This is a genomic window from Pelagerythrobacter marensis, assembly GCF_036700095.1.
GTDB classification, from domain to species: Bacteria; Pseudomonadota; Alphaproteobacteria; order Sphingomonadales; family Sphingomonadaceae; genus Pelagerythrobacter; species Pelagerythrobacter marensis_A.
In genome coordinates, this window is record NZ_CP144918.1 from 758,700 (window position 1) to 780,293 (window position 21,594).

A 21,594-nucleotide genomic window follows, 5' to 3' on the forward strand; every position below is an offset into this window, starting at 1 on the left:
GAAAGGATCACGTTTCCGATGAACGACGACAAGCAGCCCGACGGCCCCGAGAACGGCGGCGGTCCCAACCCCTGGATGAAGAGCCTGATGATCTGGGGCGGGATTTTCCTGGCGCTGGTGCTGCTGGTGTCGATGTTCGGCAATGCCGGCCAGCCGGCGGGCAAGGAAATCGGCTATTCGACCTTCCGCGAGAATGTCGAGGCCGGGCTGGTCAAGGACGTGACCATTTCGCCCGAACAGATCACCGGCACGATGAACAACGGCGATACGTTTTCGACCGTACCGGTCGCGAACGACACTCGCCTGACCGAGCTGCTCGATGCGAACGGGGTCGAATATACCGGCACCGCGCCCGAACGGATGAACCTGATGATGGCGGTGCTGATCCAGTCGCTGCCGTTCATCCTGATCCTCGGCATCGCGTTCTTCGCGCTGCGCCAGGTGCAGAAGGGCGGCGGCGGCGGCGCGATGGGCTTCGGCAAGTCGAAGGCCAAGATGCTGACCGAGAAGCAGGGCAAGGTCACTTTCGACGACGTCGCCGGGATCGACGAGGCGCGCGAGGAGCTGGAGGAGATCGTCGAATTCCTCAAGGATCCGCAGCGCTTCTCCAAGCTCGGCGGACAGATCCCCAAGGGCGCGTTGCTGGTCGGTTCGCCCGGTACCGGCAAGACCCTGCTCGCGCGCGCCATCGCGGGCGAAGCGGGCGTGCCGTTCTTCACCATCTCCGGCTCCGACTTCGTCGAGATGTTCGTCGGCGTCGGCGCCAGCCGCGTGCGCGACATGTTCGAACAGGCGAAGAAGAACGCGCCCTGCATCGTCTTCATCGACGAGATCGACGCGGTCGGCCGCCATCGCGGCCATGGCCTCGGCAATTCGAACGACGAGCGCGAGCAGACGCTGAACCAGCTCCTCGTCGAGATGGACGGGTTCGAGGCGAACGAAGGCATCATCATCATCGCCGCGACCAACCGGCCCGACGTACTCGACCCCGCGCTGCTGCGCCCCGGGCGGTTCGATCGGCAGGTCGTGGTGCCGGTGCCCGATATCGACGGGCGCGAGAAGATCCTGGGCGTCCACATGAAGAAAGTGCCGCTCGCCCCCGACGTCAACCCGCGCACGATCGCGCGCGGCACGCCGGGTTTCTCGGGCGCGGACCTCGCCAACCTTGTCAACGAGGCGGCGCTGCTGGCCGCGCGGCGCAACAAGCGCCTGGTGGCGATGCAGGAGTTCGAGGACGCGAAAGACAAGGTCATGATGGGCAGCGAACGCCGCTCGATGGTCATGACCGACGACGAGAAGAAGATGACTGCCTATCACGAGGCGGGCCACGCGCTCGTCAGTCTGAACGAGCCCGCGTCGGACCCAATCCACAAGGCGACGATCATCCCGCGCGGCCGCGCGCTGGGCATGGTCATGCGCCTGCCGGAACGCGACAACTATTCGTACCACCGCGACAAGATGCACGCCGACCTGGCGGTCGCCATGGGCGGGCGCGTGGCGGAAGAGATCATCTTCGGCCACGACAAGGTTTCGAGCGGCGCATCGTCCGACATCCAGTACGCGACCAAGCTGGCGCGCAACATGGTCACCAAATGGGGCATGTCCGACAAGCTCGGCCCGCTCCAGTACGAGGAAAGCCAGGAAGGCTACCTCGGCATGGGCCAGACCGCGCGCACGATGGGTTCGGGCGATACCAACAAGCTGATCGATGCGGAGATCCGCAAGCTCGTCGACGGCGCGCACAAGCGCGCGACCGAGATCCTGAAGGCGCAGGAGGACAAGCTGCACCTGCTCGCCCAGGCCATGCTCGAATACGAGACGCTGACCGGCGACGAGATCCGGGAACTGCTCGACAACGGCAAGATCGATCGCCCCGATGCGCCCAAGGGCCCCACTGTGCGCCCGGTCACCGGCTCGGCCATTCCCAAGGCCGGCAAGCGCTTCGGCGGCACCGGCGAAGGCGCGCCCCAGAACGCCTGAGATAGCGATGCCTGAGCGCCGCGGCCCGAGAGTGGACCCGTCGCTCAGGTCCCCGCCATCAGCCCGACCAGGCCCAGGAACAGGCCGATCGCGATCCACGCGAACAGGCTCAGCGCCAGCATGCGCCACAGCGCGCCGAAGCGGCCCAGCGCATAGGTCCCGCGAAGCTGGCGATACATGTGCCACGGCGCATAGAGGAGTAGCAGCCCGCCCAGGCCACCCAGGCCGTAGAAGAACAGCAGGCTGGAAACCGCGGCGAGCGCGATCATGAAAGCGATCGAATAGGTCGCGAAGACAGTGTGATCGTAACCGCGAAACCGGCGGCTGAACGGGAACAGCAGCCAGACGAACGGCACGCTGAGCGGGATCAGCATCCAGCTGAACTTGTAGGCGTTGGTCTGCACCTTGTAGATCGCGAGCTGCGGATTGGCGCGAACCTTGTCGATCGACTCGGTGATCGCGTTGCCTTCGGGCAGCGGATTTTCCTCGAACCCCTTGCGGAAATCGCGCTCGAACGTCGTGCCGACATTGCCGAGCACCATTTGCAGCCCCTGCTGGTCTTCCTCCAGCGAGGCGATGCGCCTGTCGATTTCGGCCAGATCCTGCGGATCGTCCTCGGTTTCCCGGTCGCGACGCAGCGCCGCAAGTTGGGCCTCGTTGGTGGCATAGGCCGATTTGACCTGTTCGAGCGCGTCCGCCTCCGGCTCGAAGGCTTTCGAACCGCCGATCAGGCTGAACACGGCAAAGCTGAGGAACACCACGAACAGGAACAGCGCGATCGGGCTGACATAGCTGGCGCGGCGCCCGTCGATATATTCGCGGGTCAGCTTTCCGGGCTGCCACAGCAGCAGCGGCAGCGTCCGCCAGGTCTTGCCTTCGAAATGCAGCACGCCGTGCAGCAGATCGTGGAAGAAAGCGCTCAGCGTGCGATGGACATGCGCGCGCTGGCCGCAAGCGTGGCAGTGCGGTCCGGCGAGCCGGGTGCCGCAGTTGAGGCAGGCCTCCTCCTGCGTATGCCCGTCCGCGCCGGGCGGTGCGGCCTCGCCCGCGCCCGGTTCCACCGCCCGCGCCGCCAGGCCGCCGGTGGCGATGTCGCCCATGCTTTCCCCGATGTCGCCCGCCATGCCGCCGCTTCTAGCGCGCCAGCGCTAGACCCGCCAGTCGATCGTGCCGCGCCCTTGTGCCTCCAGGAAAGCGTTGGCCTTGCTGAACGGGCGCGAGCCGAAGAAGCCGCGGTGGGCGGACAGCGGGCTGGGATGGGGGGAGCGCAGGACCAGATGCCGTTCGGCCCGGGCCAGTTCGGGTATCCGCGCTGCCTTGCCCTGAGCATGGCTGCCCCAGAGGATGAACACGCTCGGTTCCGCCCGCGCAGCGACCGCGGCGACGCAGGCATCGGTGATCGCTTCCCATCCCTTGCCCGCATGGCTTCCCGCGCGCCCGGCCTCGACCGTCAGCGCGTTGTTGAGCAGCAGGACGCCCTGCCGCGCCCATGCGCTCAAGTCGCCGTGATCGGGCCGGAGCAGGCCGAGATCGCTTTCCAGTTCCTTGTAGATATTGAGCAGGCTGGGCGGGAGCCTGACCCCCTGCGGCACCGCGAAGCACAGCCCCATCGCCTGGTTCGGCCCGTGATAGGGGTCCTGTCCCAGGATAACGACCCGCACCCGGTCGAGCGGGGTCAGGTCGAGCGCCGCCAGGCGCTTTCCGCGCGGGGGATAGACGGTCCGCCCCGCGTCCTCTTCCGCCCGCAGCCATCCGCCCAGGCGGCGCGCCTCGGGCGTGGTCAGCACGGGTTGCAGCGTCGCGCGCCAGCTTTCGGGGATCGCCTCGGTCATGACGGGGACGATAGTGCGGCTGCGGCCCGCTCGCCAGCAGCCCTTTCCCTCAATCCCCAATCGGCCTAAGGGCGGGCGTTATGGCAGTGCATTTCCACGAAGAAGACCTTCCCGCAGGCGTTCTCGCCCCGGGCCCGGTGGCCGTCGATACCGAGACGATGGGCCTCGTCACCCCGCGCGACCGCCTGTGCCTGGTGCAGATAAGCGACGGCCAGGGGGACGAACACCTCGTCCGGTTCGCGGTCGACAGCACGTTCGCCGCGCCCAATCTCAAGGCGGTGCTCGCCGATCCGGCGCGGCTGAAGCTGTTCCATTTCGCGCGCTTCGACCTTGCCGCGATAGAGCACTATCTCGGCGTGACCGCGGCCCCGGTGTTCTGCACCAAGATCGCGAGCAAGCTGACGCGCACCTACACCGACCGGCACGGACTCAAGAATCTGGTGCAGGAGCTGCTCGGCGCGGACATTTCCAAGGCGCAGCAAAGCTCGGACTGGGGCGCGAGCGAAATTAACGAGGCGCAGCGCGATTATGCCGCTTCCGACGTGCGCTTTCTTCACCGACTGCACGCGGTATTCGTCGAAAGACTTGCGCGCGAAGGGCGTAGCGACCTGGCGCAGGCCTGTTTCGATTTCCTGCCCACGCGGGCGCGGCTCGACCTTGCCGGCTGGGCCGAACAGGACATATTCAGCCATGCGTAGGGTGCGCGGTGGCAGGCGCGGCGAATGGTTATCAAGCGACGCATAGAAACCCGCGAGGCGGCGCAGCTGAGGAGCAAGCGCCAGCATTTCGCCGCCCCCGGCGGATCGCACGACCGGCTGATCGGCTTCCTGGTCAAAGTGCTGCCGATGGGGGTGGGCGTGATCGCGGCGCTGATGGTGATAACCCCGCTCAGCCCGCGCGGCGAAGTCAGCTTCCTGCTCGACCGTAACAAGGTCGCGGTGATCGACGAGCGGTTGCGCGTCGATAACGCGATGTACCGCGGGCAGGATAACAAGGGGCGGCCGTTCTCGCTGACCGCGGGCGAGGCGGTCCAGCGGTCGAGCGCGGAAGGGATCGTGCGGATGAACGATCTCGTCGCGCGCCTCGCGATGACCGAAGGCCCCGCCCGGCTGGCCGCGCAGGCCGGGGCTTACGACATCAGCGAGGATCGCGTCACCGTGTTCGGCCCGGTGCGCCTGACCGCCGCCGACGGCTATCGCATGGTCGCGCGCGGCGTTTCGGTCGACCTGGCGGCCAAGCGGATGGTGGGCAGCGGCGGGGTCGAGGGGGAGATTCCCGCCGGGACGTTCTCGTCCGACAAACTGGTCGCGGACCTGCAGGCCCGCACTGTCACGCTTGACGGCAACGCCCGCTTGCGCATGGTGCCCGGCGAATTGAGGATGCCCTGATGACTTCGCACCTTTCCACCGCATCGCGCTGGGCCCTTGCCGGCTTTATCGGCGCCCTGGCGATTTTCGCCGGGATGCAGGCGGGCGCGCAGGCGATCGCGGCGCACAATTCCAATGCCCCGGTGAACTACGCCGCCGACCGGATCGAGCTTCAGGACCGGCAGAACCGCGTGGTTCTGTCGGGCAATGTCGATATTACCCAGGCCGGCCTGCGGGTTCGCGCGGCGCGCACGCTGGTCAATTATTCGGATGCCGGCTCGCTCAGGATCCAGCGCATCACGGCGACCGGTGGAGTGCGGGTGACGCGCGGCAACGAGTCGGCGACCGGCGATGTCGCCGTCTACGACTTCAACCGCCGGATCATCACGATGGCCGGCAATGTCCGCCTGCGCCGCGGCAGCGACACGCTGAACGGCGGAAGGCTGGTGATCGACCTCGCCAGCGGCGTCTCCAGCGTGGACGGAAGCGCCTCGGGCTCTTCCGGTGTGAGCGGGCAGACGAGCGGTTCGGGCGGGCGCGTGTCGGGCACGTTCCAGGTTCCCGAGAACTAAAGTCGTTTTCAGCGGGCCGGCACCGGTGCGGGCCGGCGCCGCTTCTTCAGCCCTGCTGAAAACGACTCCAAAGGCGTCAGCGCCGGCCGGCGTGGCGGGCGATTTCGGCAAGGCCTTGCGCCAGCAGCAGTTCGGCCGACTGGCTGTTGGCGAGCAACGCGCGGTGGAGCGCGACGAGCTTCGCCACCAGCCGGTCGAGCTCGCGCCCGCGCCAGCGCTGGAGCTGGGCGGCGATATCGCGCTCGTCCTTCCAGAAAATGCCCAGCCGGGCTTTCGTCCCGCGATCGAGATCGTTCAGCCGCCGCGAACCGAGCGTCGCCGTGAGCCGCGCAAGCTGCGCCGCGCGCCGCTCGAGCGCGAGCAGGACGCCGACCGGATTGAGCGACAGTTCGCGCAAGCGGTGGATCTCGCCGGGGATCTTGCGCACCTCGCCCGCCAGAACGGCGTTGACCAGCGACATGAACCCGTCTTCCTCGGTCGTCGCGCCGATCGCCTCCAGCGCTTCCGCATCGGCGGTGCGCGGTGCGGCGGGCGAGGCGTCGAGATAGAGCGAAAGCTTCTCCACTTCCGAGCGGGCGAGCCGCACGTCCAGCCCGGCGGCGCGCGCGATCCGTTCGGCGATGTCGCCGTTGAGCCGCAGGCCGGCGGCGTCGGCCATCGTCCGCACGCTGGTGGTGACGGAGGCGAGATCGGGCGGCCAGAACATCGCCACCAGGGCATCGTCGCGCTTCTCCAGCAGCTTGGCGGTGCGCGACTTGTCGGTGGCGGACGTGGCGACGATCAGGACCGGGCAGGCATCGCCCGTTCCGTCGAGCAGGTTGGCGACTGCGTCGTGCGCTTCGTCGCCGTTCGCGCGAACGTAGATGTGGCGCGCGCCGCCGAAGAGCGAGGACGATCGCGCCTCGTCGCCCAGCAGGACCGGGTCCTTGCGCAAGGCGGCGCCGGCCATCTCGACCCGCTCGCCCGGCTCGTCCAGCAGCGCGACGATCCGGTCGGCGGCGGCGGAGGCGCCGGCCTCGTCGGGGCCGCAGAAGAAGAACACCCCGCACTGGCGCGCCGCACGCTGCGCGGTTCCCGCGAAATCGCGCTGGGTCGCCTTCACCGGTCCTGCTGGCGCAGCGTCAGCGACAGCTGGGTGACGATCCGGTCGGCCACGTCCTGCGCCAGGTTCTCGAGCGCGGTCTGTTCCGCTGCGATGGTTGCGTATTCGCTGGAGACGACGTCGATGCCCGCGTCGGAGCCGGCGGTGGCGTCGAGCAGGATCGCCCCGTCGGCGGTGTCGACGAGCTGGTAGCGCGCGCGCAGCGTGCGGCGCTCGCGGCCGACGGTGTCGTCGCTCAGCACGCCGAGCCCCTCCAGCCGGTCGTCGAGCCGCACGTCGAGACGGTAGCGCGGGCTTTCCGGCCCTGCGGCGCCCAGCCGGTCGCGCAGGGCATTGCGCACCAGCCATCCGGCGCGTCCCTCGATCGGGGCGACCTCGACCGCGGCCAGCCCCCGCGCCACCTGGCCGTTGCCGCCGCCGGCGTACATCGGCTGCAGCCCGCAGCCGGCGAGCGCGACCATTACCGCGGCGAGGGCGGCGGCACGAATCATGTGACGATGTTCACCAGCCGGTCGGGCACCACGATCACCTTGCGCACGCTTGCTCCGTCGATCGAACGCTGCACTTTCTCGCTGGCGAGAGCAAGCGCTTCGAGATCCTCGCGCGAAGCGCCCTTGGGCACGGTCAGCGTATCGCGCAGCTTGCCCTTGTGCTGGACGGCGATGGTGACTTCGTCCTCGACCAGCAGGGCCGGGTCGAAGGCCGGCCAGGGCGCGTCGGCGACCAGACCTTCGCCGCCGATCGCGGCCCAGCCTTCTTCGGCCAGGTGCGGCATCATCGGGCTGGAAAGCAGCAGGATCGTGCGGATCGCTTCGCTGCGCGTGGCCGAGGGTCCGGCCTTTTCGGCAGCGCCTGTCAATTCGTAGATCCGCGCGACCGCCTTGTTGAACGAAAGCGCCTCGATATCCTCGGCCACCGCGGCGATCGTCTGGTGGACCTTGCGCAGCAGGGCCTTGTCCTCGCCGCTCGCCGCCCGGTCGTACTGCCCGAACAGGCGCCAGAGGCGCTGGACGAAGCGCCAGCATCCCTCGATCCCGGCTTCGGACCACGGCAGGTCGCGCTCGGGCGGGCTGTCGGACAGCATGAACCAGCGCACCGCGTCGGCGCCGTATTTCGCGACGATCTCGTCCGGGTCGACGGTGTTCTTCTTCGACTTGGACATCTTGATCACGCGGCCGATCGAGACTTCGCCCCCGTCGGCCTTCAGCAGGGCGCGGTCGGCCTCGCGGCTGATTTCGTCCGGCGCGTAATAGACGGTCTTGCCGTCTTCGCTGCGGCTATAGGTCTCGTGCGTGACCATCCCCTGCGTGAAGAGGCTGGCGAAGGGTTCGGCGAAGTCGAGCTGCCCCATGCTCTGCAGCGCGCGGGTCCAGAAACGGGCGTAGAGCAAGTGCAGGATCGCGTGCTCGATCCCGCCGATATACTGTTCCACCGGCAGCCACTTCGCCACTTCCGCGCGATCGAATGGCTTGTCCGCCGGCTGGCTGGCGAAGCGCAGAAAATACCAGCTCGAATCGACGAAAGTGTCGAGCGTGTCGGTCTCCCGCTCCGCCTCGCCGCCGCATTGCGGGCAATCGACGTGCTTCCAGGTCGGGTGCCGTACCAGCGGGTTGCCGGGGGTCTGGAAATCGACGTCTTCAGGCAGGGTGATCGGCAGGCTGTCCTTGGGCGCGGGGACCACGCCGCAGTCCGGGCAGTGGATGAAGGGGATCGGCGTGCCCCAATAACGCTGGCGCGAAACGCCCCAGTCGCGCAGGCGCCAGACGGTCTTGCCCTCGCCGCGCCCCTCGCCCTCGATCCGGCGGATCACTTCGCGCTTGGCGCTTTCCACATCCATTCCGTCGAGGAAGTCGGAATTGACGATCACGCCCTCACCCGGCTCGGCCGCGCCGTCGAAAGGCTTGCCGGCATCCTCCACGCTCGGGGCGACGACGCGCGGGATCGGCAGGCCATATTTGGTCGCGAATTCGAAGTCGCGCTGGTCGTGGCCGGGCACGGCCATGATCGCGCCGGTGCCGTAATCCATCAGCACGAAATTGGCGATGAAGACGGGCAGGTGCTCGCCGGTAAAGGGATGTTTCGCCCCGATCCCGGTGTCGAAGCCGAGCTTTTCCGCCGTCTCCAGCTCGGCCGCGGTCGTGCCGCCGCGCTTGCACCGCTCGACGAATTTCGCCGCATCGCAGTTTTGCGCCGCAACCGCCTGCGCCAGCGGATGGTCGGGCGCGACGGCGACGAACGTGGCGCCGAAGATCGTGTCGGGCCGGGTGGTATAGACGGGCAGCGTCTCGCCGTTCGACAGGTCGAACGCGAACTGCAGCCCGCGCGACTTGCCGATCCAGTTTTCCTGCATCAGGCGGACTTTGTCCGGCCAGTTCTCCAGATCGCCCAGTCCGGACAGCAGGTCCTCGGCAAAGTCGGTGATCTTCAGGAACCACTGGTTGAGCTTGCGCTTCTCGACCTCGGCGCCCGAGCGCCAGCCCTTGCCGTCGATCACCTGCTCGTTGGCGAGCACGGTCATGTCGACCGGGTCCCAGTTCACCTCGCTTTCCTTGCGATAGACCAGACCCGCTTCGTAGAGGTCGATGAACAGCGCCTGCTCGTGGCCGTAGTATTCGGGATCGCAGGTGGCGAGTTCGCGGCTCCAGTCGAGCGCAAAGCCGATCCGCCTGAGCTGCGCCTTCATGTTGGCGATGTTGCCGCGCGTCCAGCCGCCGGGGTGGACGCCCTTTTCCATCGCCGCGTTCTCGGCCGGCATGCCGAAGGCGTCCCACCCCATCGGGTGGAGCACTTCGTGCCCGGTCATCCGTTTGTACCGCGCGAGCACGTCGCCCATCGTGTAATTGCGCACGTGGCCGATATGGATCCGCCCCGAGGGGTAGGGAAACATCTCGAGCACGTAGCTCTTGGGCTTGTCGGAGCGGCTGTCGGCTTCGAAGCAGCGGGCTTCGTCCCATGCACGCTGCCAGCGCGCGTCGGCTTCGGCGGGATTGAAACGGTTATCGGTCATCGCACGCCCTGTTAGGCGATTTGCGCGCTATTGGAAGGCGCGAGTTGGGAAGGCAGCGGGACGGGGAGAGGCACCGGTGCGCGGCATGTCGCCGCCGGTGCGGGCGATCAGCTGACCGTCTGCCGGCGCAGGTCGCGCGCCTTGGTCAGGATAATGCTTTCCAGCTTCTGCACCGTCGCCGCCTGGACCGGGGCATCGACCCAGGCGCCACCCTGGTTGACCTGGCGGCTGGCGGCGACGCGCACCGCGTCGGCGCGCAAGTCCTGGTCGAGGATCGAGACGGTCAGCTTGACCCGCTCGCCCGGATTGTCGGGGTTGGCGTACCAGTCGGTCACGATCACCCCGCCCGCGCTGTCGGCCTGGAGCAGGGGCGCGAAGCTGACCGTTTCGAGCGCGGCGCGCCAGAGATAGGAATTGACGCCGATCGTCGTCACCTGGCTGGCGGCGAGGTCGGCGGCCGGACGGTCGCGGCCGCCGCAGGCCGCGAGGCTGGCCAGCGCCAGCGTGGCGAAAACGGCGCGGGACGCGATCGGGGTTAGGCGGGTGACGTTCATGATGATCCGGTGATGTCCTGTCGCTATGCTCGTCGGCCTCTATAACCGCCCGCACGCGGGCGGCAAGCGCAGCGTGGAATCGCTGCCGACCGGCCCGATTGACCTTCGCGCGCTTGAACAGCGCCTTAATCGCCGCGGCCGTCTGTGTGCGCCGCGCAACAGTTGCCGGCGATTCGCGCCGCGCCGCTTGTGGAAAAGCTGGCCAAGCGGCCCGATTGACACTAGCTTTCGATTCGAGAGTGCTTGCGATTCCCGCCTCGCCGCCGTGCTGACGAAACAATGTCATGGCGAAGGGGCATCGGGGAACCGGGAAACCGCAAGCGCGGCACGCAAAGTCAGGAACGGTTCAGGTGCCATCGCGTCTGAATGTCGGGGAAAAGGCAGGTAAGGGGCAGATGGCTCGGTCAGGCAGAAAGACAGACAAGGGCGGGTTCGTCCCCCTGCTGCTGTCTGCCGCGTGCCTTGCGCTGGCGATTCCATCCGCCGGGCTTGCGGTCGCCGGGCTCGATAACGCCGGCGCCGTTCCCGATCTCGGCGGCTTCGCGCCGTTCACGCCGGCTTCGGTCGATCCCGAACTGGCTCATCGCGTCGCCGAACGGATTGCCGCAAGCGGGCAGGCGCTGCGCTTCACGCCGGCCGGCCCGGCCCGGCCGCTCGACCGCACGGTGACCGTCGCGGTTCGCGTCGACGAAGATACGGCGAAGGCGATTTCCTTCCGCTCGACGCTCGCCGCCGTTGCCGGAGAGCCCGGGAAGGCCCCCGCGCTTGCGTCCACCCGATACAACCTCGGCGTTGCCCGCGGGTATCAGAGCTTCGCCAAGACGCCTTCGCTCCCCGCCGGCGTGCGCAAGATGGAGGTTCCCGACCTGGCCAGCTTCAAACCGTCCGAAGGGGCCGCGGACAAGCCGAGCCGCCTGCAGCCGCGCATTTCTTTCGAGCGCGATCGCAGCCTCGGCCGTTCGCCCCGCACGCTGGAGGGGCTGGGCGATCAGTCGGTCGATCTGGGCGGCGCCTATCGCGTGACGCGCAATCTCGACGTTACCGCGGGCGTGCGCCTGTCGCAGGACCGCGACCGCCTCGCGCCGCTGACCGATATGGAAGAGGACAGCCAGGCGGTCTACGTCGGCACCCAGTTCCGTTTCTGAGTCCCCGGTGCCGGGGCCGACATCGTTTCGTAACACCATTGTTCTTCGACAGACCCCGCCCCCGGCTGCCCGGCGGCGGGGTTTTGCTTTGTAGCTGCGCGCGCCTGGCCTAGGCTTGCGCGGGGGCGAAGACAGCGGATCATTCGGGAGAGATTTCTATTATGGCACGAGTGGCGATTGTTACCGGCGGAACACGCGGCATCGGCGAGGCGATCAGCCTTGCCCTCAAGGCGCAGGGGCGCACCGTGGTCGCCAACTACGCGGGCAACGAGGAGAAGGCGAAGCGGTTTTCCGACACGCACGGCATCGCAACCTACAAGTGGGACGTCGGCGATCACGAAGCCTGTATCGAGGGGTGCAAGCGGGTCACGGCCGAAGTCGGCGAAATCGACATCGTGGTCAACAATGCCGGGATCACGCGCGACGGCACATTGCACAAGATGAGTTACGACGACTGGAACGAAGTCATGCGCATCAACCTGGGCGGGTGCTTCAACATGGCCAAGGCCTGCTTCCCCGGGATGCGCGAGCGCGGGTGGGGCCGGATCGTCAATATCGGCAGCATCAACGGCCAGGCGGGGCAATACGGCCAGGTCAACTATGCCGCGGCGAAGAGCGGCATTCACGGCTTTACCAAAGCCCTGGCGCAGGAAGGCGCGCGTTTCGGGGTGACGGTGAACGCGATCGCGCCCGGCTATATCGATACCGACATGGTCGCCGCCGTGCCCGAGCCGGTGCTGGAAAAGATCGTCGCCAAGATCCCCGTCGGGCGGCTCGGCCAGGCGGAGGAAATCGCCCGCGGCGTGGCTTTCCTCACCAGCGACGACGGCGGTTTCGTCACCGGCTCGACCATGAGCATCAACGGCGGGCAGCACATGTACTGAGGGGACGATCGCTGCCCGCCCCCTATCACCCGCCGGTCAAGCGCTCGGTCGAAATCGCCGGGCACAAGACCTCGATCAGCCTGGAACCGCTGTTCTGGGACATGCTGCGCGAGGCCGCGGCGCGCGAAGGGGTGCCGGTCAACGCGCTGGTGGCGCGGATCGACGAGGAGCGCATTCGGGCGCAAGTTCCGCCGGGCCTGGCCGGCGCGATCCGTCTCTGGCTGGTTGCAAACCGGCCCGGCCTTTCGTTGCCTGAAGTCATATTGACGGAAGGCGCACCCGGAGACGGATAGATGCGATGCCGATGAAGTCTGCCTCTTCGGGCATGGACAGCCGGGATGAAGCGTTCAAAGAACCTCCATTCCTCGTCACCCGGCCGCGCATGATCCGACCGGGCCGATCTATCCGACCCCCATTCCTCCATCCGAACTCAAAGCGCTACCTGTTGCGAATGTGAGGTCGGGTGATGCCATTGAAACGATAAAGGCCGCAATCTCCTCGGGACGAGCCATACGCTTCATTCCGTGTACGTTGGATTTCGCCCATTGTGCCGAGCCCACCTGCCAAACGGCATCTGGCACGTTCTCCATACCAGCAACTCGCCTCACCAATGCAGTGTCGGTGGTACCAGGATTGATCGCGTTTATCCGGATGCCCTTCTCCGCATAATCCAGCGCGGCTGAATGAACCATCCCGACAAGCCCGGCTTTCGATGCGACATAGGCGCTTTGAGCGGGGCCTGCGACATTGGCGACCGAGGAGGCAACGACGAGAATCACGCCCCCGCCCGCGTTCAGCATCGCGGGTATCGAATGCTTCAAAGTGAAGAAGCCGCCATGCAGGTTGGTGTCGATCACATCCTGCCATTCCGGAGTCGCGTAGTCATGCAGCGGCTTCTGGATTGTGATCCCGGCATTTGCGACAACGATGTCCAGCCCACCCAATGCCCGACGCGCCTGGTCGAGAAACCTGGCCACGTCCTCTTCACGCCTCACGTCCGCCTGAATGTATTTTGCCTGCCCACCCGCCGAGGCGATGGATTGTTGAACCTCTTCGCCAAGCTCGGCCCGCCTTCCGCAGAAGGCGACCTTCGCGCCGTGTGCGGCAAAGAGTTCGACCGTGGCCCGGCCAATACCCGACGTTCCGCCGGTAACAACAACGGCCTTTCCAGCGAAACGATCATCCGCTTGCAGCGCGATGGGCGCAGGCGGCCGCGATCCGGCGCCGACGGCCGCACCGGCCACGGCACCAACCGCAAGACCACCAGCCGCACCCAGCATCGCCCTCCGCCCCGGATTGGCGGGTTTGTGTGTATCGGTCATTCCATGCCCTTTTATATTGACAATGAACATATACCCTTTCCTGCACATAATGTTCATTGTCAATATTAAACTGTGGTTGCAGATCTTGCCCGCGAAGAATTCACATCGTGAATCCATGTGGTTAGAGGGGTATCGACGGGCAAAGGGAACGTCATGCCTCGGGCGCTGGTTCGGCAACAACGCCTATGGATGATCGCAACTGCCGGTCGATAACGGAGGAGCGCGCATGGCGACGGGAAAGAGACGCCCTGGCGAGAAGCATGGCGATCTGAAGGTAGCGTTGCTGCAGGTCGCCGGAAAACAACTGGAACAGGATGGCCCCGAAAAACTGTCCCTGCGTGCCGTTGCGCGGATGGCCGGCGTGTCCCAGACCGCGCCTTATAACCATTTCTCCAGCCGCGAAGGACTTCTTGCGGCGCTCGCCGCGCAGGGTTTCGAGCTTCTCGCGACAAGTCAGGCCGCTACCGCACAAGGCCACGACGATCCCCGGATCGCCCTCGAACGCCTTGGATACGAATACATTCGCTTTGCCCGCGAGCACCCCAAGCTCTATCGTCTCATGTTCGGTGCCGGCGTCGGCGGCGAGGGTTGGCACCACGACGAACGCGTTGCGGAGCGGAAATCCAGAAGCTTCGCGCCGCTTGGCGGGGTCATTCGCCGTTTGCTGCCGGCACCGGTTTCTCCGGAGCAAGTCGACAACGGGGCCATGGTCTGCTGGGCCTTCGTGCACGGTTTGTCGATGATGCTGATCGATGGCACCCTTGCTCACCGGGTTAAAGACGATGACGCTCTCGCAGAGCTTTCGCGTCAGTCGATAGCGGTCATTCTGGATGGTTTGACTTGAGGTGCAGGTCCGCAAAGAACCGGCGCGATCCGTCCTGGGTTGCTCTGCCTCAAGCAGATCGCAATGCCGCGTCGACGCCCTAGCGCACCGGGGCCGGATCGCCCGGGGCATCGCCGTTCGCTTCGATATCGGCGATCAGGGCGTTCATCTCGTCGATTTCCTGCACTTGCGCGGCGATGATGCGGTTGGCGAGGTCGCGCACGCGCGGGTCGGAGATCTCCGCGCGGCGGCTGGTCATGATCGCGATCGAATGGTGCGGGATCATCGCTTTCATGTAGCTGACGTCGCCCACCGTCGCCTGACTGCGCACCAGCCACAGCGAGCCGGCGAAGGCGGCGACGGCAAGGCCCAGGATCGCCAGGTTGAGCTGCAGCCGGCCATACATGCGCCACATGAAGCCGAGCATGATCACCGCCATCGTCGCACCCATCAGCAGCGCCATCCAGGCGCGCGTCTGGCTGAAGCGGACGTGATCCCATTCGTAAGTGTTGAGGTACATCAGGGCGTACATCACCAGCGTCCCCGTCGCGATCATGGCGAGGAAGCGGGTGTAGCCCATGCCGGAATCGTTCGATGTCTGTGCCATGCAAGGCAAAGCGGGCGAAACCGCGACGGGTTCCGCCCGCTTCGGCGGCGCGGTTGCGCGTGGGCCTCAGTAATTCGCCGGCGGGTCGCTGGCGGGGAAGCTTTCGTCGCTGGCTTCGTCGGCCTTGCTCCATCCGCGCTTGGGCTTGTCGCGCATTGCTTCCGGCCCTGCGTCGCGCACGTCGGCTTCGCCCTGGTTGCCGGCGTAGGCGGCGTGGTCGGCTTTTTGCTTTTCGTAGAACTTGTACCCGACGTAACCGAGCGCGCCGAGCGCAGCGAGTTTGATCAGTGCCATTGGAACGGTCTCCTTCTTTGCGTTTGTCCGGTCAACGCCGAACGCCGCGGAAAGGTCCGCGCGCCCGGTGCCGCCTGTCGATCGGGGCCCTATTCGTCGCCCACCCGTTCCACTTGCGCGCCGACCAGCGCGAGCTTCTCCTCCAACCGCTCGTACCCGCGGTCGAGGTGATAGAGGCGGCGGACTTGCGTCTGCCCTTCGGCCGCGAGCCCGGCAATCACCAGGCTCATCGAGGCGCGCAGGTCGGTCGCCATCACTTCGGCTCCGGTGAGCTGGGCCACCCCGTGGACGATCGCCGTCCGGCCCGAGGTTTCGATATGCGCGCCCATGCGGTTCAGCTCGGGCACGTGCATATAGCGGTTTTCGAAGATCGTTTCGGTCAGCACGCTCGTCCCCTCCGCGCGGGTGAGCAGCGCCATCAGCTGCGCCTGCATATCGGTCGCGAGCCCGGGATAGGGCGCGGTCGAGAGGTTCGCCGCCTTCAGCGCCCCGTTGGCCGCGACGCGCACGCCCTTGCCTTCCGCCTCCGTATGGACGCCGATCGTGCGCAGCGCGTGGAGCGTGGCCTGCATCTCGCTCGCGTTCGCCCCGTCGAGCAGGACCTCGCCCCCGGTGATCGCGGCGGCGCAAGCATAGGATCCGGCCTCGATCCGGTCGGGCATGACGCGGTAGGTCGCGCCGTGCAGCCGCTTCACCCCGTGGACGGTGAGGTCGGACGTGCCGATCCCCTCGATCTCGGCCCCCATCGCCACCAGCAGGTTGCACAAGTCGACGATCTCCGGCTCGCGCGCGGCGTTGAACAGGCGGCAGGTCCCGCTCGCCAGCGCGGCCGCCATCAGCGCGTTCTCGGTCGCGCCGACCGAGACCACGGGGAAATCGTACTCCCCGCCCGGCAGCCCGCCGTCGGGCGCATGGGCGCGGACATAGCCCTGTGCGAGTTCGATCCGCGCGCCGAAAGCTTCCAACGCCTTCAGGTGCAGGTCGATCGGGCGGTTGCCGATCGCGCAGCCGCCGGGCAGCGAGACGGTCGCTTCCCCCATGCGCGCCAGCATCGGGCCGAGCACGAGGATCGAGGCGCGCATCTTGCGCACCAGCTCGTAAGGCGCGACGGTGCCGGTGATCCGCGGCGCTTCCAGCGTCATCACCCGCCCGAAATCCTCCGGCCGCGAACCCTGGATCGAGGTGGTGACCCCGAACTGGTTCATCAGGTGCTGGAACCCGTCGATATCGGCCAGCCGCGGCAGGTTGCGCAGCGTCAGCGGCTCTTCGGTCAAGAGAGCGCAGGGGATCAGGGTGAGCGCGGCGTTCTTCGCGCCCGAAATCGGAATCGTGCCGGAAAGGCGCTTGCCGCCTTCGATGATGATCTTGTCCATGGGCGAGCGTTTAGCGTGAATCGGTGCGCCCGCAAGCCGTTGCCCGCATCGTCGCCGCCGGCACGCGGGCGCTTGCACCGGGGCGACCCGCTACCTATCCATGACGGATGAGCGAGCGCAAACCGATCAGAAAAGCCGTTTTCCCCGTCGCCGGGCTGGGCACCCGGTTCCTCCCCGCGACCAAGGCTATCCCCAAGGAACTGCTGCCGATCGTCGATCGCCCGCTGATCCAGTATGCGGTGGACGAGGCGCGCGAAGCGGGGATCGAGCAGATGATCTTCGTCACCGGGCGCGGCAAGTCGGCCATCGTCGAACATTTCGACGTCGCTTACGAACTGGAAGCGACAATGGCCGAGCGGGGCAAGGATCTCTCGATCCTCGATTCCACCCGCTTCACCCCCGGCGACATCATCACCGTGCGCCAGCAGGTGCCGCTCGGCCTCGGCCATGCGATCTGGTGCGCGCGCGCGATCGTGGGGGACGAGCCCTTCGCGATCCTCCTGCCCGACGAGCTGATGGTCGGCGCCCGGGGCGACGGCGCGGGCACCGGCTGCATGAAGCAGATGGTGGAAGCCTACGAGCAGGTCGGCGGAAACCTCGTCTCCGTGCTGGAAGTCCCGCAGGAGGATGTCTCCAGCTACGGCGTGATCACGCCGGGCGAAACCCGCGGCGCGCTGACCGAAGTGCGCGGCCTGGTGGAAAAACCGCCAGTGGAAGAGGCGCCGTCGAACAAGATCGTCTCCGGCCGCTATATCCTCCAGCCCGAAGTCATGCGCACGCTGGAAGGGCAGGAGAAGGGCGCGGGCGGCGAAATCCAGCTGACCGACGCGATGGCGCGCATGATCGGCACCCAGCCGTTCCACGCGGTCACTTTCGCCGGCCGCCGCTTCGACTGCGGCAGCAAGACCGGCTTCGTCGAAGCGACCCTGGCCCTGGCGCTGGAACGCGAGGACATGGGCGAAGAGGTCAGGGCGATGGCCCAAAGACTGCTGAAATAGCGCGGTTGTTGGGGCAGCAATAATGCCCTCTCCCCTTCAGGGGAGAGGAAGGAGGTGCGTCAGCGCCGGAAGGAGAGGGGGCCGCCTTACGCATCGCCCGTATCGAGCGGCAGGACGATCTCGTGCATGATGCGGTCGGTTTCCGCCAGGATTTTCACGATCTTCTGATAGTGGCCGATATCGTCCCAGGTCAGCGCCCGGCCCTTGCGGTCCTTTAGCCATTTCTGCGCCGGCTGGTAACCGCCGATGTAGAAACCCCATGAGACGTCCGGCACGCCGTCGAAATACTGCCCTTCGGCCCCCTTGCCGTTGATATAGACCCGCCCCTTCTCGAACCTCGGGTGCCGGGGCGCGACGACATTGTCGCCTTCCCCGTCGAAGGGATAGGGCGTGTCGCCAATCGCCGCCGGTTCCATCAGGTGGAGGCGGCGTAGCTGTTCCCCCTTTTCGCTGACATGGCGGAAGACTTCGGGCGAGGGTGGATAGGGAATGCGCGGGAAGTCGATCTTGAGGAATTCGGCGAACGTCTCGCGATAATCGGGGCTGTGCAACACGCCGTAGATATAGTCGAAAACCTTGATCTCGCTGGGTCGATCCTCGCCGGTCGGCGCGCGGAAGTCGTCTTCCGGTCCGGCGGTGTCGGTGGCATCGATCCCGGCAGCTTCGCAGATGGCGGTGTAGAGCTTAGGGTCGAGGTTGAGCGTGCGTTCGGTGGGGGCCAGCGCATCGACTTGCTTGGCGCTTTCATCAGGGTAGAGGTAGAGAGGGGCTAAATAACTTATTCCACCTCCGGCCGATTTATTTGCGACTGCACATTGGTCTATAACACCGTCGGTCACTCCATTCGATAGATCAACAAAAGTTCCTTTTGCTCGAGAGAACAAAAGCCCGAGATTATCCCCCAAAATCATAGGCTGCATTGCGAGAGGTGATGGCCAAGCAATGAAGCCCTTGCTGTCAGCAGTATAGTATGTATATCGTAAATCGAACGGTCTATATAGGCAGTGGATAAATCGTCTGTCATCTAATCCGTTTTTGCGAACTGATTTGGATACATACTCAACTTTCCCATCTCTGCTATTCCAGCTTGAAAGTGGGTATCTCGCTACAATTTCTTCATCTGTCAGCGTAGAGATGTCGCGGACAACCTTCCTCAATTCTTCTTTATCGAATTGAAATGCGAGACTGTCTCTCTTGGAAACCATTCCATAATTATTGAGGGGGAATAGGCTCGCGATGTCAAAGCCAACTTCATATTGCGTGCCGACGAGAGCATCGCGATTGACGAGGTCAACTTGCGGTATTGTGGGAGTGATCCGGTTCTTGATCGCCTGGGAAAGAATGCCAACACCCAATCCTTCGTACTTGCTTTTCCGACTCCCCCATAAATCACCATGCCAAACCTCGGCCAGTTCTTCGCTCCCCGCGCCCTTCCGCACCGCAATAATTAGCGCGACGCCTTGCTGGATATCGAACACGTTCTTGTCGGGTGAACCGTCGGGGCTGACTTCCTTCTTCTTGGCGTTGCCGTGCAGGTCCAGCACCCAGATCTTGTCGAAGGTCTTGAGCAGGTGCCAGCGCATCCCGCGAAAGGTCGGGTTGTCGAGATAGCCGTGGTTGGTGATGAAGCCGAGCACGCCGCCAGCCGGGTTTCTGGCGATCAGGTCTTCGCTCATGCGGATGAACTTGACGTAATCGTCGTTGATCCATTTTGGATTGCGCTCTTTCAGCCGCTCCTTGCCGCCCGGCTCCATCTTGTAGGCTTCCATCAGCCCCATGATGTGATCGCCCTTGTTGGCGCTCTCGCCCGAATAGGGCGGATTGCCGATCACGCACATGATCGGGGTCTGGCGTTTGACCTCGCTCGCGCCCTTCGCCTCCCTGGCCAGGGCGGGCATGAACAGATCGGCAATGTCGCGGTCCGCCGGTTCCAGCGCATTGGTCAGCCAGACGGAAAGGCGCGGCGGGTCCTTGCTCGGGACATAGCCGCTTTCGGTCAACTGCATGTCCAGCTTCATATGGCACATGGCGTAGCTGGCCATCAGCAGCTCGAACCCGTGCAGGCGCGGCAGCAGGTCGTTCTCGACGTAGCTCGACCACATGCCCGGTGCGCGCGCCTTCACCCGGTCGGCAATGGTCTGCACCGCCTTGGCCAGAAACGTGCCGGTGCCGGTCGCGGGGTCGAGAATCTGGACCCGGTGGACATCCTTCTTGACCGTGACCGCTTTGCCGTTCCTGGTTTCCCCGGTGTCCCAGTCCACCGTCACCTTGCCGGTGTCGGCCAGCCCGTCGGCCAGGCCGAATTCGGTTTTCAGCACGTCGTCCACCGCGCGGACGATGAAATCGACCACCGGTTCGGGCGTGTACCAGACGCCGCGGCTCTTGCGTTTCTTGGGGTTATAGGCGGCCAGGAAGTCTTCGTAGAAATGGATGAAGGGGTCGTTTCGCGCGGTGAAACGGCCGAAATCCTCGAACAGGTCGTGCGGATTGCTGGCACGCAGCACTTCGGCCAGATCGTCGACGATCCATGCGATCCGGTCGTCCAGATCGTAGCCGGCGACGAATTGAAACAGGCTGCGCAGGAAGGGGTTGGACTTGGGCAGCAGCTCCAGCGCCTCGCGCCGGTCGAACGTGCCCGGCGTCCGGTCGTGGAACCGCGCGGCGAACATGCCGTAAGTGATCGTTTCGGCGTAGATGTCGGCGAATTCGTCCGGCGTCAGGTTGGGCAGCAGGTTCGCCTTGAAACTCTTGTATTGCCCTGCAAGGTCCGATTGCAGGTCGGTATCTTCCTTCAGCACCTTGCCCAGCACGTCCTTGATCAGCTTGGCCTTGCCCGCCATCAGTTCGGCAAGGCGTCGCGCGCTGCGGATGCTGATTGGCTTTTCCGCCGCGAAGGCGCGCAAATACGTTTCCAGCCGCTCGAACTCCTCCGGCCGGGCGGGCAGCGCGGGGCTGGTGATGTCGGCGATGGTGATGAAGGCGGTCTGCTCACCATCGCGCAGAAATTCGAAATCCAGCCCGTTGGTATAGATCAGGTTGGGCAGGCCGCTGCGATACCGCTCCTTCTGCTCCTTGCTGTAACCCTTGAGCTTGATGACATCCTTGTCGATGTCCTTGTGTTCGCACCAGCCGCGCGCCACGCCGTCTCGCTGGAAGATGAAATCGGGCGCCCCCACCTCGACCCGGCGCGGTTCGTTGATTACATCCAGATCGGGGTCGATGCTGGCGAACAGATCGCGCAAGGCGGGGCGATAGCTATGCTCGCTTGCCACCCCGGTGGCATGGATCTTGCGGATTTCTTCCAGGTAACCGGCGATATCCATTGTCGTCACAACTTCCCCCTGTCGCCCCATCCTATCGCCCGCCGGGGCGCGGTCACGCAAATCATTTTCCTACACCCCCGCCGGTGTGCTTCAACGCGAATCATGCAGCGACGTGCGGCGATCTTTGGCGGGGGCATCGGTGGCGGTGCGGGCGGTCCGGCGCGGGGCGCGGGAAGGCTGTGTCGCGGGGGGCGGCGGGGAAAGTCACAGGCGGGTGTGACCCGGTGGCGGAAGGTCACAACCGGCGCGGTTCGGCCCGGTTTTGCGCGCGGGCTGGGCGTGGAGGGCGCGGCGCTGGCCCGGCAGAAAAAGGCGTGTTTTTCAGCGCTATATCTCCGCCGGTCGGGCGGTGCGGGGCGCGGCGGGGCCGGGGCCGCTGCGGAAAGTCACAGGGCACAAGATGCCCCTCGA

20 protein-coding genes are annotated in these 21,594 nt (G+C 65.7%); 9 read left to right on the forward strand and 11 right to left on the reverse strand.

The window, feature by feature from the left end; all coding sequences use genetic code 11:
• The first annotated feature begins 18 nt into the window (after window positions 1–18).
• On the forward strand, window positions 19–1,980 hold the full coding sequence (gene ftsH / locus V5F89_RS03580) for an ATP-dependent zinc metalloprotease FtsH (RefSeq protein WP_338446886.1): 1,962 nt from the start codon (window positions 19–21) through the stop codon (window positions 1,978–1,980).
• 44 nt (window positions 1,981–2,024) lie between these two features.
• Here the strand turns inward: ftsH and V5F89_RS03585 are convergent, their stop codons facing one another.
• Together V5F89_RS03585 and ung are read right to left on the reverse strand one after the other, a co-directional pair.
• Complete coding sequence (locus tag V5F89_RS03585; protein WP_338446887.1) at window positions 2,025–3,104, reverse strand: DUF3667 domain-containing protein; 1,080 nt, start codon at window positions 3,102–3,104, stop codon at window positions 2,025–2,027.
• Between the two features lie 24 nt (window positions 3,105–3,128).
• The gene (gene ung, locus V5F89_RS03590) at window positions 3,129–3,812 is read right to left on the reverse strand and encodes a uracil-DNA glycosylase (RefSeq protein WP_338446888.1); all 684 of its coding nucleotides are present in this window, start codon (window positions 3,810–3,812) and stop codon (window positions 3,129–3,131) included.
• Between the two features lie 80 nt (window positions 3,813–3,892).
• Between ung and V5F89_RS03595 the strand changes: the two genes are divergently transcribed.
• The 3 genes from V5F89_RS03595 to V5F89_RS03605 are packed head-to-tail and all read left to right on the forward strand — an operon-like array spanning window position 3,893 to window position 5,751.
• The gene (locus tag V5F89_RS03595) at window positions 3,893–4,510 is read left to right on the forward strand and encodes a ribonuclease D (protein ID WP_338446889.1); all 618 of its coding nucleotides are present in this window, start codon (window positions 3,893–3,895) and stop codon (window positions 4,508–4,510) included.
• A 24-nt stretch (window positions 4,511–4,534) separates the two neighbouring features.
• Complete coding sequence (locus V5F89_RS03600; protein WP_338446890.1) at window positions 4,535–5,200, forward strand: LPS export ABC transporter periplasmic protein LptC; 666 nt, start codon at window positions 4,535–4,537, stop codon at window positions 5,198–5,200.
• Window positions 5,200–5,751 (forward strand): LptA/OstA family protein, encoded by a 552-nt coding sequence (locus V5F89_RS03605; RefSeq protein ID WP_338446891.1) that lies wholly within the window; start codon window positions 5,200–5,202, stop codon window positions 5,749–5,751. The genes V5F89_RS03600 and V5F89_RS03605 overlap by 1 nt, the downstream gene beginning before the upstream one ends.
• A gap of 76 nt (window positions 5,752–5,827) precedes the next feature.
• Here the strand turns inward: V5F89_RS03605 and holA are convergent, their stop codons facing one another.
• The 4 genes from holA to V5F89_RS03625 form a co-directional block, all read right to left on the reverse strand.
• Window positions 5,828–6,853, reverse strand: a complete 1,026-nt coding sequence (gene holA, locus V5F89_RS03610; protein ID WP_338446892.1) for a DNA polymerase III subunit delta — start codon at window positions 6,851–6,853, stop codon at window positions 5,828–5,830.
• Window positions 6,850–7,344 (reverse strand): LPS assembly lipoprotein LptE, encoded by a 495-nt coding sequence (gene lptE, locus V5F89_RS03615; protein ID WP_338446893.1) that lies wholly within the window; start codon window positions 7,342–7,344, stop codon window positions 6,850–6,852. Before lptE ends, holA begins: the two co-directional genes overlap by 4 nt.
• The gene (gene leuS, locus V5F89_RS03620; RefSeq protein WP_338446894.1) at window positions 7,341–9,860 is read right to left on the reverse strand and encodes a leucine--tRNA ligase; all 2,520 of its coding nucleotides are present in this window, start codon (window positions 9,858–9,860) and stop codon (window positions 7,341–7,343) included. Before leuS ends, lptE begins: the two co-directional genes overlap by 4 nt.
• 107 nt (window positions 9,861–9,967) lie before the next feature.
• Window positions 9,968–10,414 (reverse strand): DUF3576 domain-containing protein, encoded by a 447-nt coding sequence (locus tag V5F89_RS03625; RefSeq protein WP_338446895.1) that lies wholly within the window; start codon window positions 10,412–10,414, stop codon window positions 9,968–9,970.
• 395 nt (window positions 10,415–10,809) lie between these two features.
• Here V5F89_RS03625 and V5F89_RS03630 point away from each other — a divergent pair, with 395 nt between their 5' ends.
• The 3 genes from V5F89_RS03630 to V5F89_RS03640 all read left to right on the forward strand — a co-directional run bounded on the left by V5F89_RS03630 (window position 10,810) and on the right by V5F89_RS03640 (window position 12,736).
• Entirely contained in the window at window positions 10,810–11,559 is a 750-nt protein-coding gene (locus V5F89_RS03630) for a hypothetical protein (RefSeq protein ID WP_338446896.1), read from the forward strand.
• A 161-nt stretch (window positions 11,560–11,720) separates the two neighbouring features.
• On the forward strand, window positions 11,721–12,443 hold the full coding sequence (gene phbB / locus V5F89_RS03635) for an acetoacetyl-CoA reductase (RefSeq protein WP_338446897.1): 723 nt from the start codon (window positions 11,721–11,723) through the stop codon (window positions 12,441–12,443).
• A gap of 11 nt (window positions 12,444–12,454) precedes the next feature.
• Window positions 12,455–12,736, forward strand: coding sequence for a ribbon-helix-helix domain-containing protein (locus V5F89_RS03640; RefSeq protein WP_338447505.1), 282 nt, complete (start codon window positions 12,455–12,457; stop codon window positions 12,734–12,736).
• Window positions 12,737–12,844: 108 nt separating this feature from the next.
• On the opposite strand, the gene V5F89_RS03645 is transcribed toward V5F89_RS03640, so the two are convergent.
• A complete protein-coding gene (locus V5F89_RS03645) occupies window positions 12,845–13,765 on the reverse strand; it encodes an SDR family NAD(P)-dependent oxidoreductase (RefSeq protein ID WP_338446898.1) in 921 nt (306 codons plus the stop codon).
• A gap of 226 nt (window positions 13,766–13,991) precedes the next feature.
• On the opposite strand from V5F89_RS03645, the gene V5F89_RS03650 reads away from it, so the two are divergent.
• Window positions 13,992–14,609: a TetR/AcrR family transcriptional regulator gene (locus tag V5F89_RS03650; protein WP_338446899.1), complete on the forward strand. Its 618-nt coding sequence runs from the start codon at window positions 13,992–13,994 to the stop codon at window positions 14,607–14,609.
• 79 nt (window positions 14,610–14,688) lie between these two features.
• Here V5F89_RS03650 and V5F89_RS03655 read toward each other — a convergent pair whose 3' ends face one another.
• From V5F89_RS03655 to murA, 3 genes are all read right to left on the reverse strand, one after another.
• Entirely contained in the window at window positions 14,689–15,168 is a 480-nt protein-coding gene (locus V5F89_RS03655; RefSeq protein ID WP_338446900.1) for a DUF305 domain-containing protein, read from the reverse strand.
• Between the two features lie 93 nt (window positions 15,169–15,261).
• On the reverse strand, window positions 15,262–15,489 hold the full coding sequence (locus tag V5F89_RS03660) for a hypothetical protein (protein WP_338446901.1): 228 nt from the start codon (window positions 15,487–15,489) through the stop codon (window positions 15,262–15,264).
• 89 nt (window positions 15,490–15,578) lie between these two features.
• Window positions 15,579–16,862 (reverse strand): UDP-N-acetylglucosamine 1-carboxyvinyltransferase, encoded by a 1,284-nt coding sequence (gene murA / locus V5F89_RS03665; protein ID WP_338446902.1) that lies wholly within the window; start codon window positions 16,860–16,862, stop codon window positions 15,579–15,581.
• A gap of 107 nt (window positions 16,863–16,969) precedes the next feature.
• On the opposite strand from murA, the gene V5F89_RS03670 reads away from it, so the two are divergent.
• Entirely contained in the window at window positions 16,970–17,860 is an 891-nt protein-coding gene (locus tag V5F89_RS03670) for a UTP--glucose-1-phosphate uridylyltransferase (protein ID WP_338446903.1), read from the forward strand.
• An 86-nt stretch (window positions 17,861–17,946) separates the two neighbouring features.
• Here the strand turns inward: V5F89_RS03670 and V5F89_RS03675 are convergent, their stop codons facing one another.
• Window positions 17,947–21,183, reverse strand: a complete 3,237-nt coding sequence (locus tag V5F89_RS03675; protein WP_338447506.1) for a type ISP restriction/modification enzyme — start codon at window positions 21,181–21,183, stop codon at window positions 17,947–17,949.
• Between the last annotated feature and the right edge of the window lie 411 nt (window positions 21,184–21,594).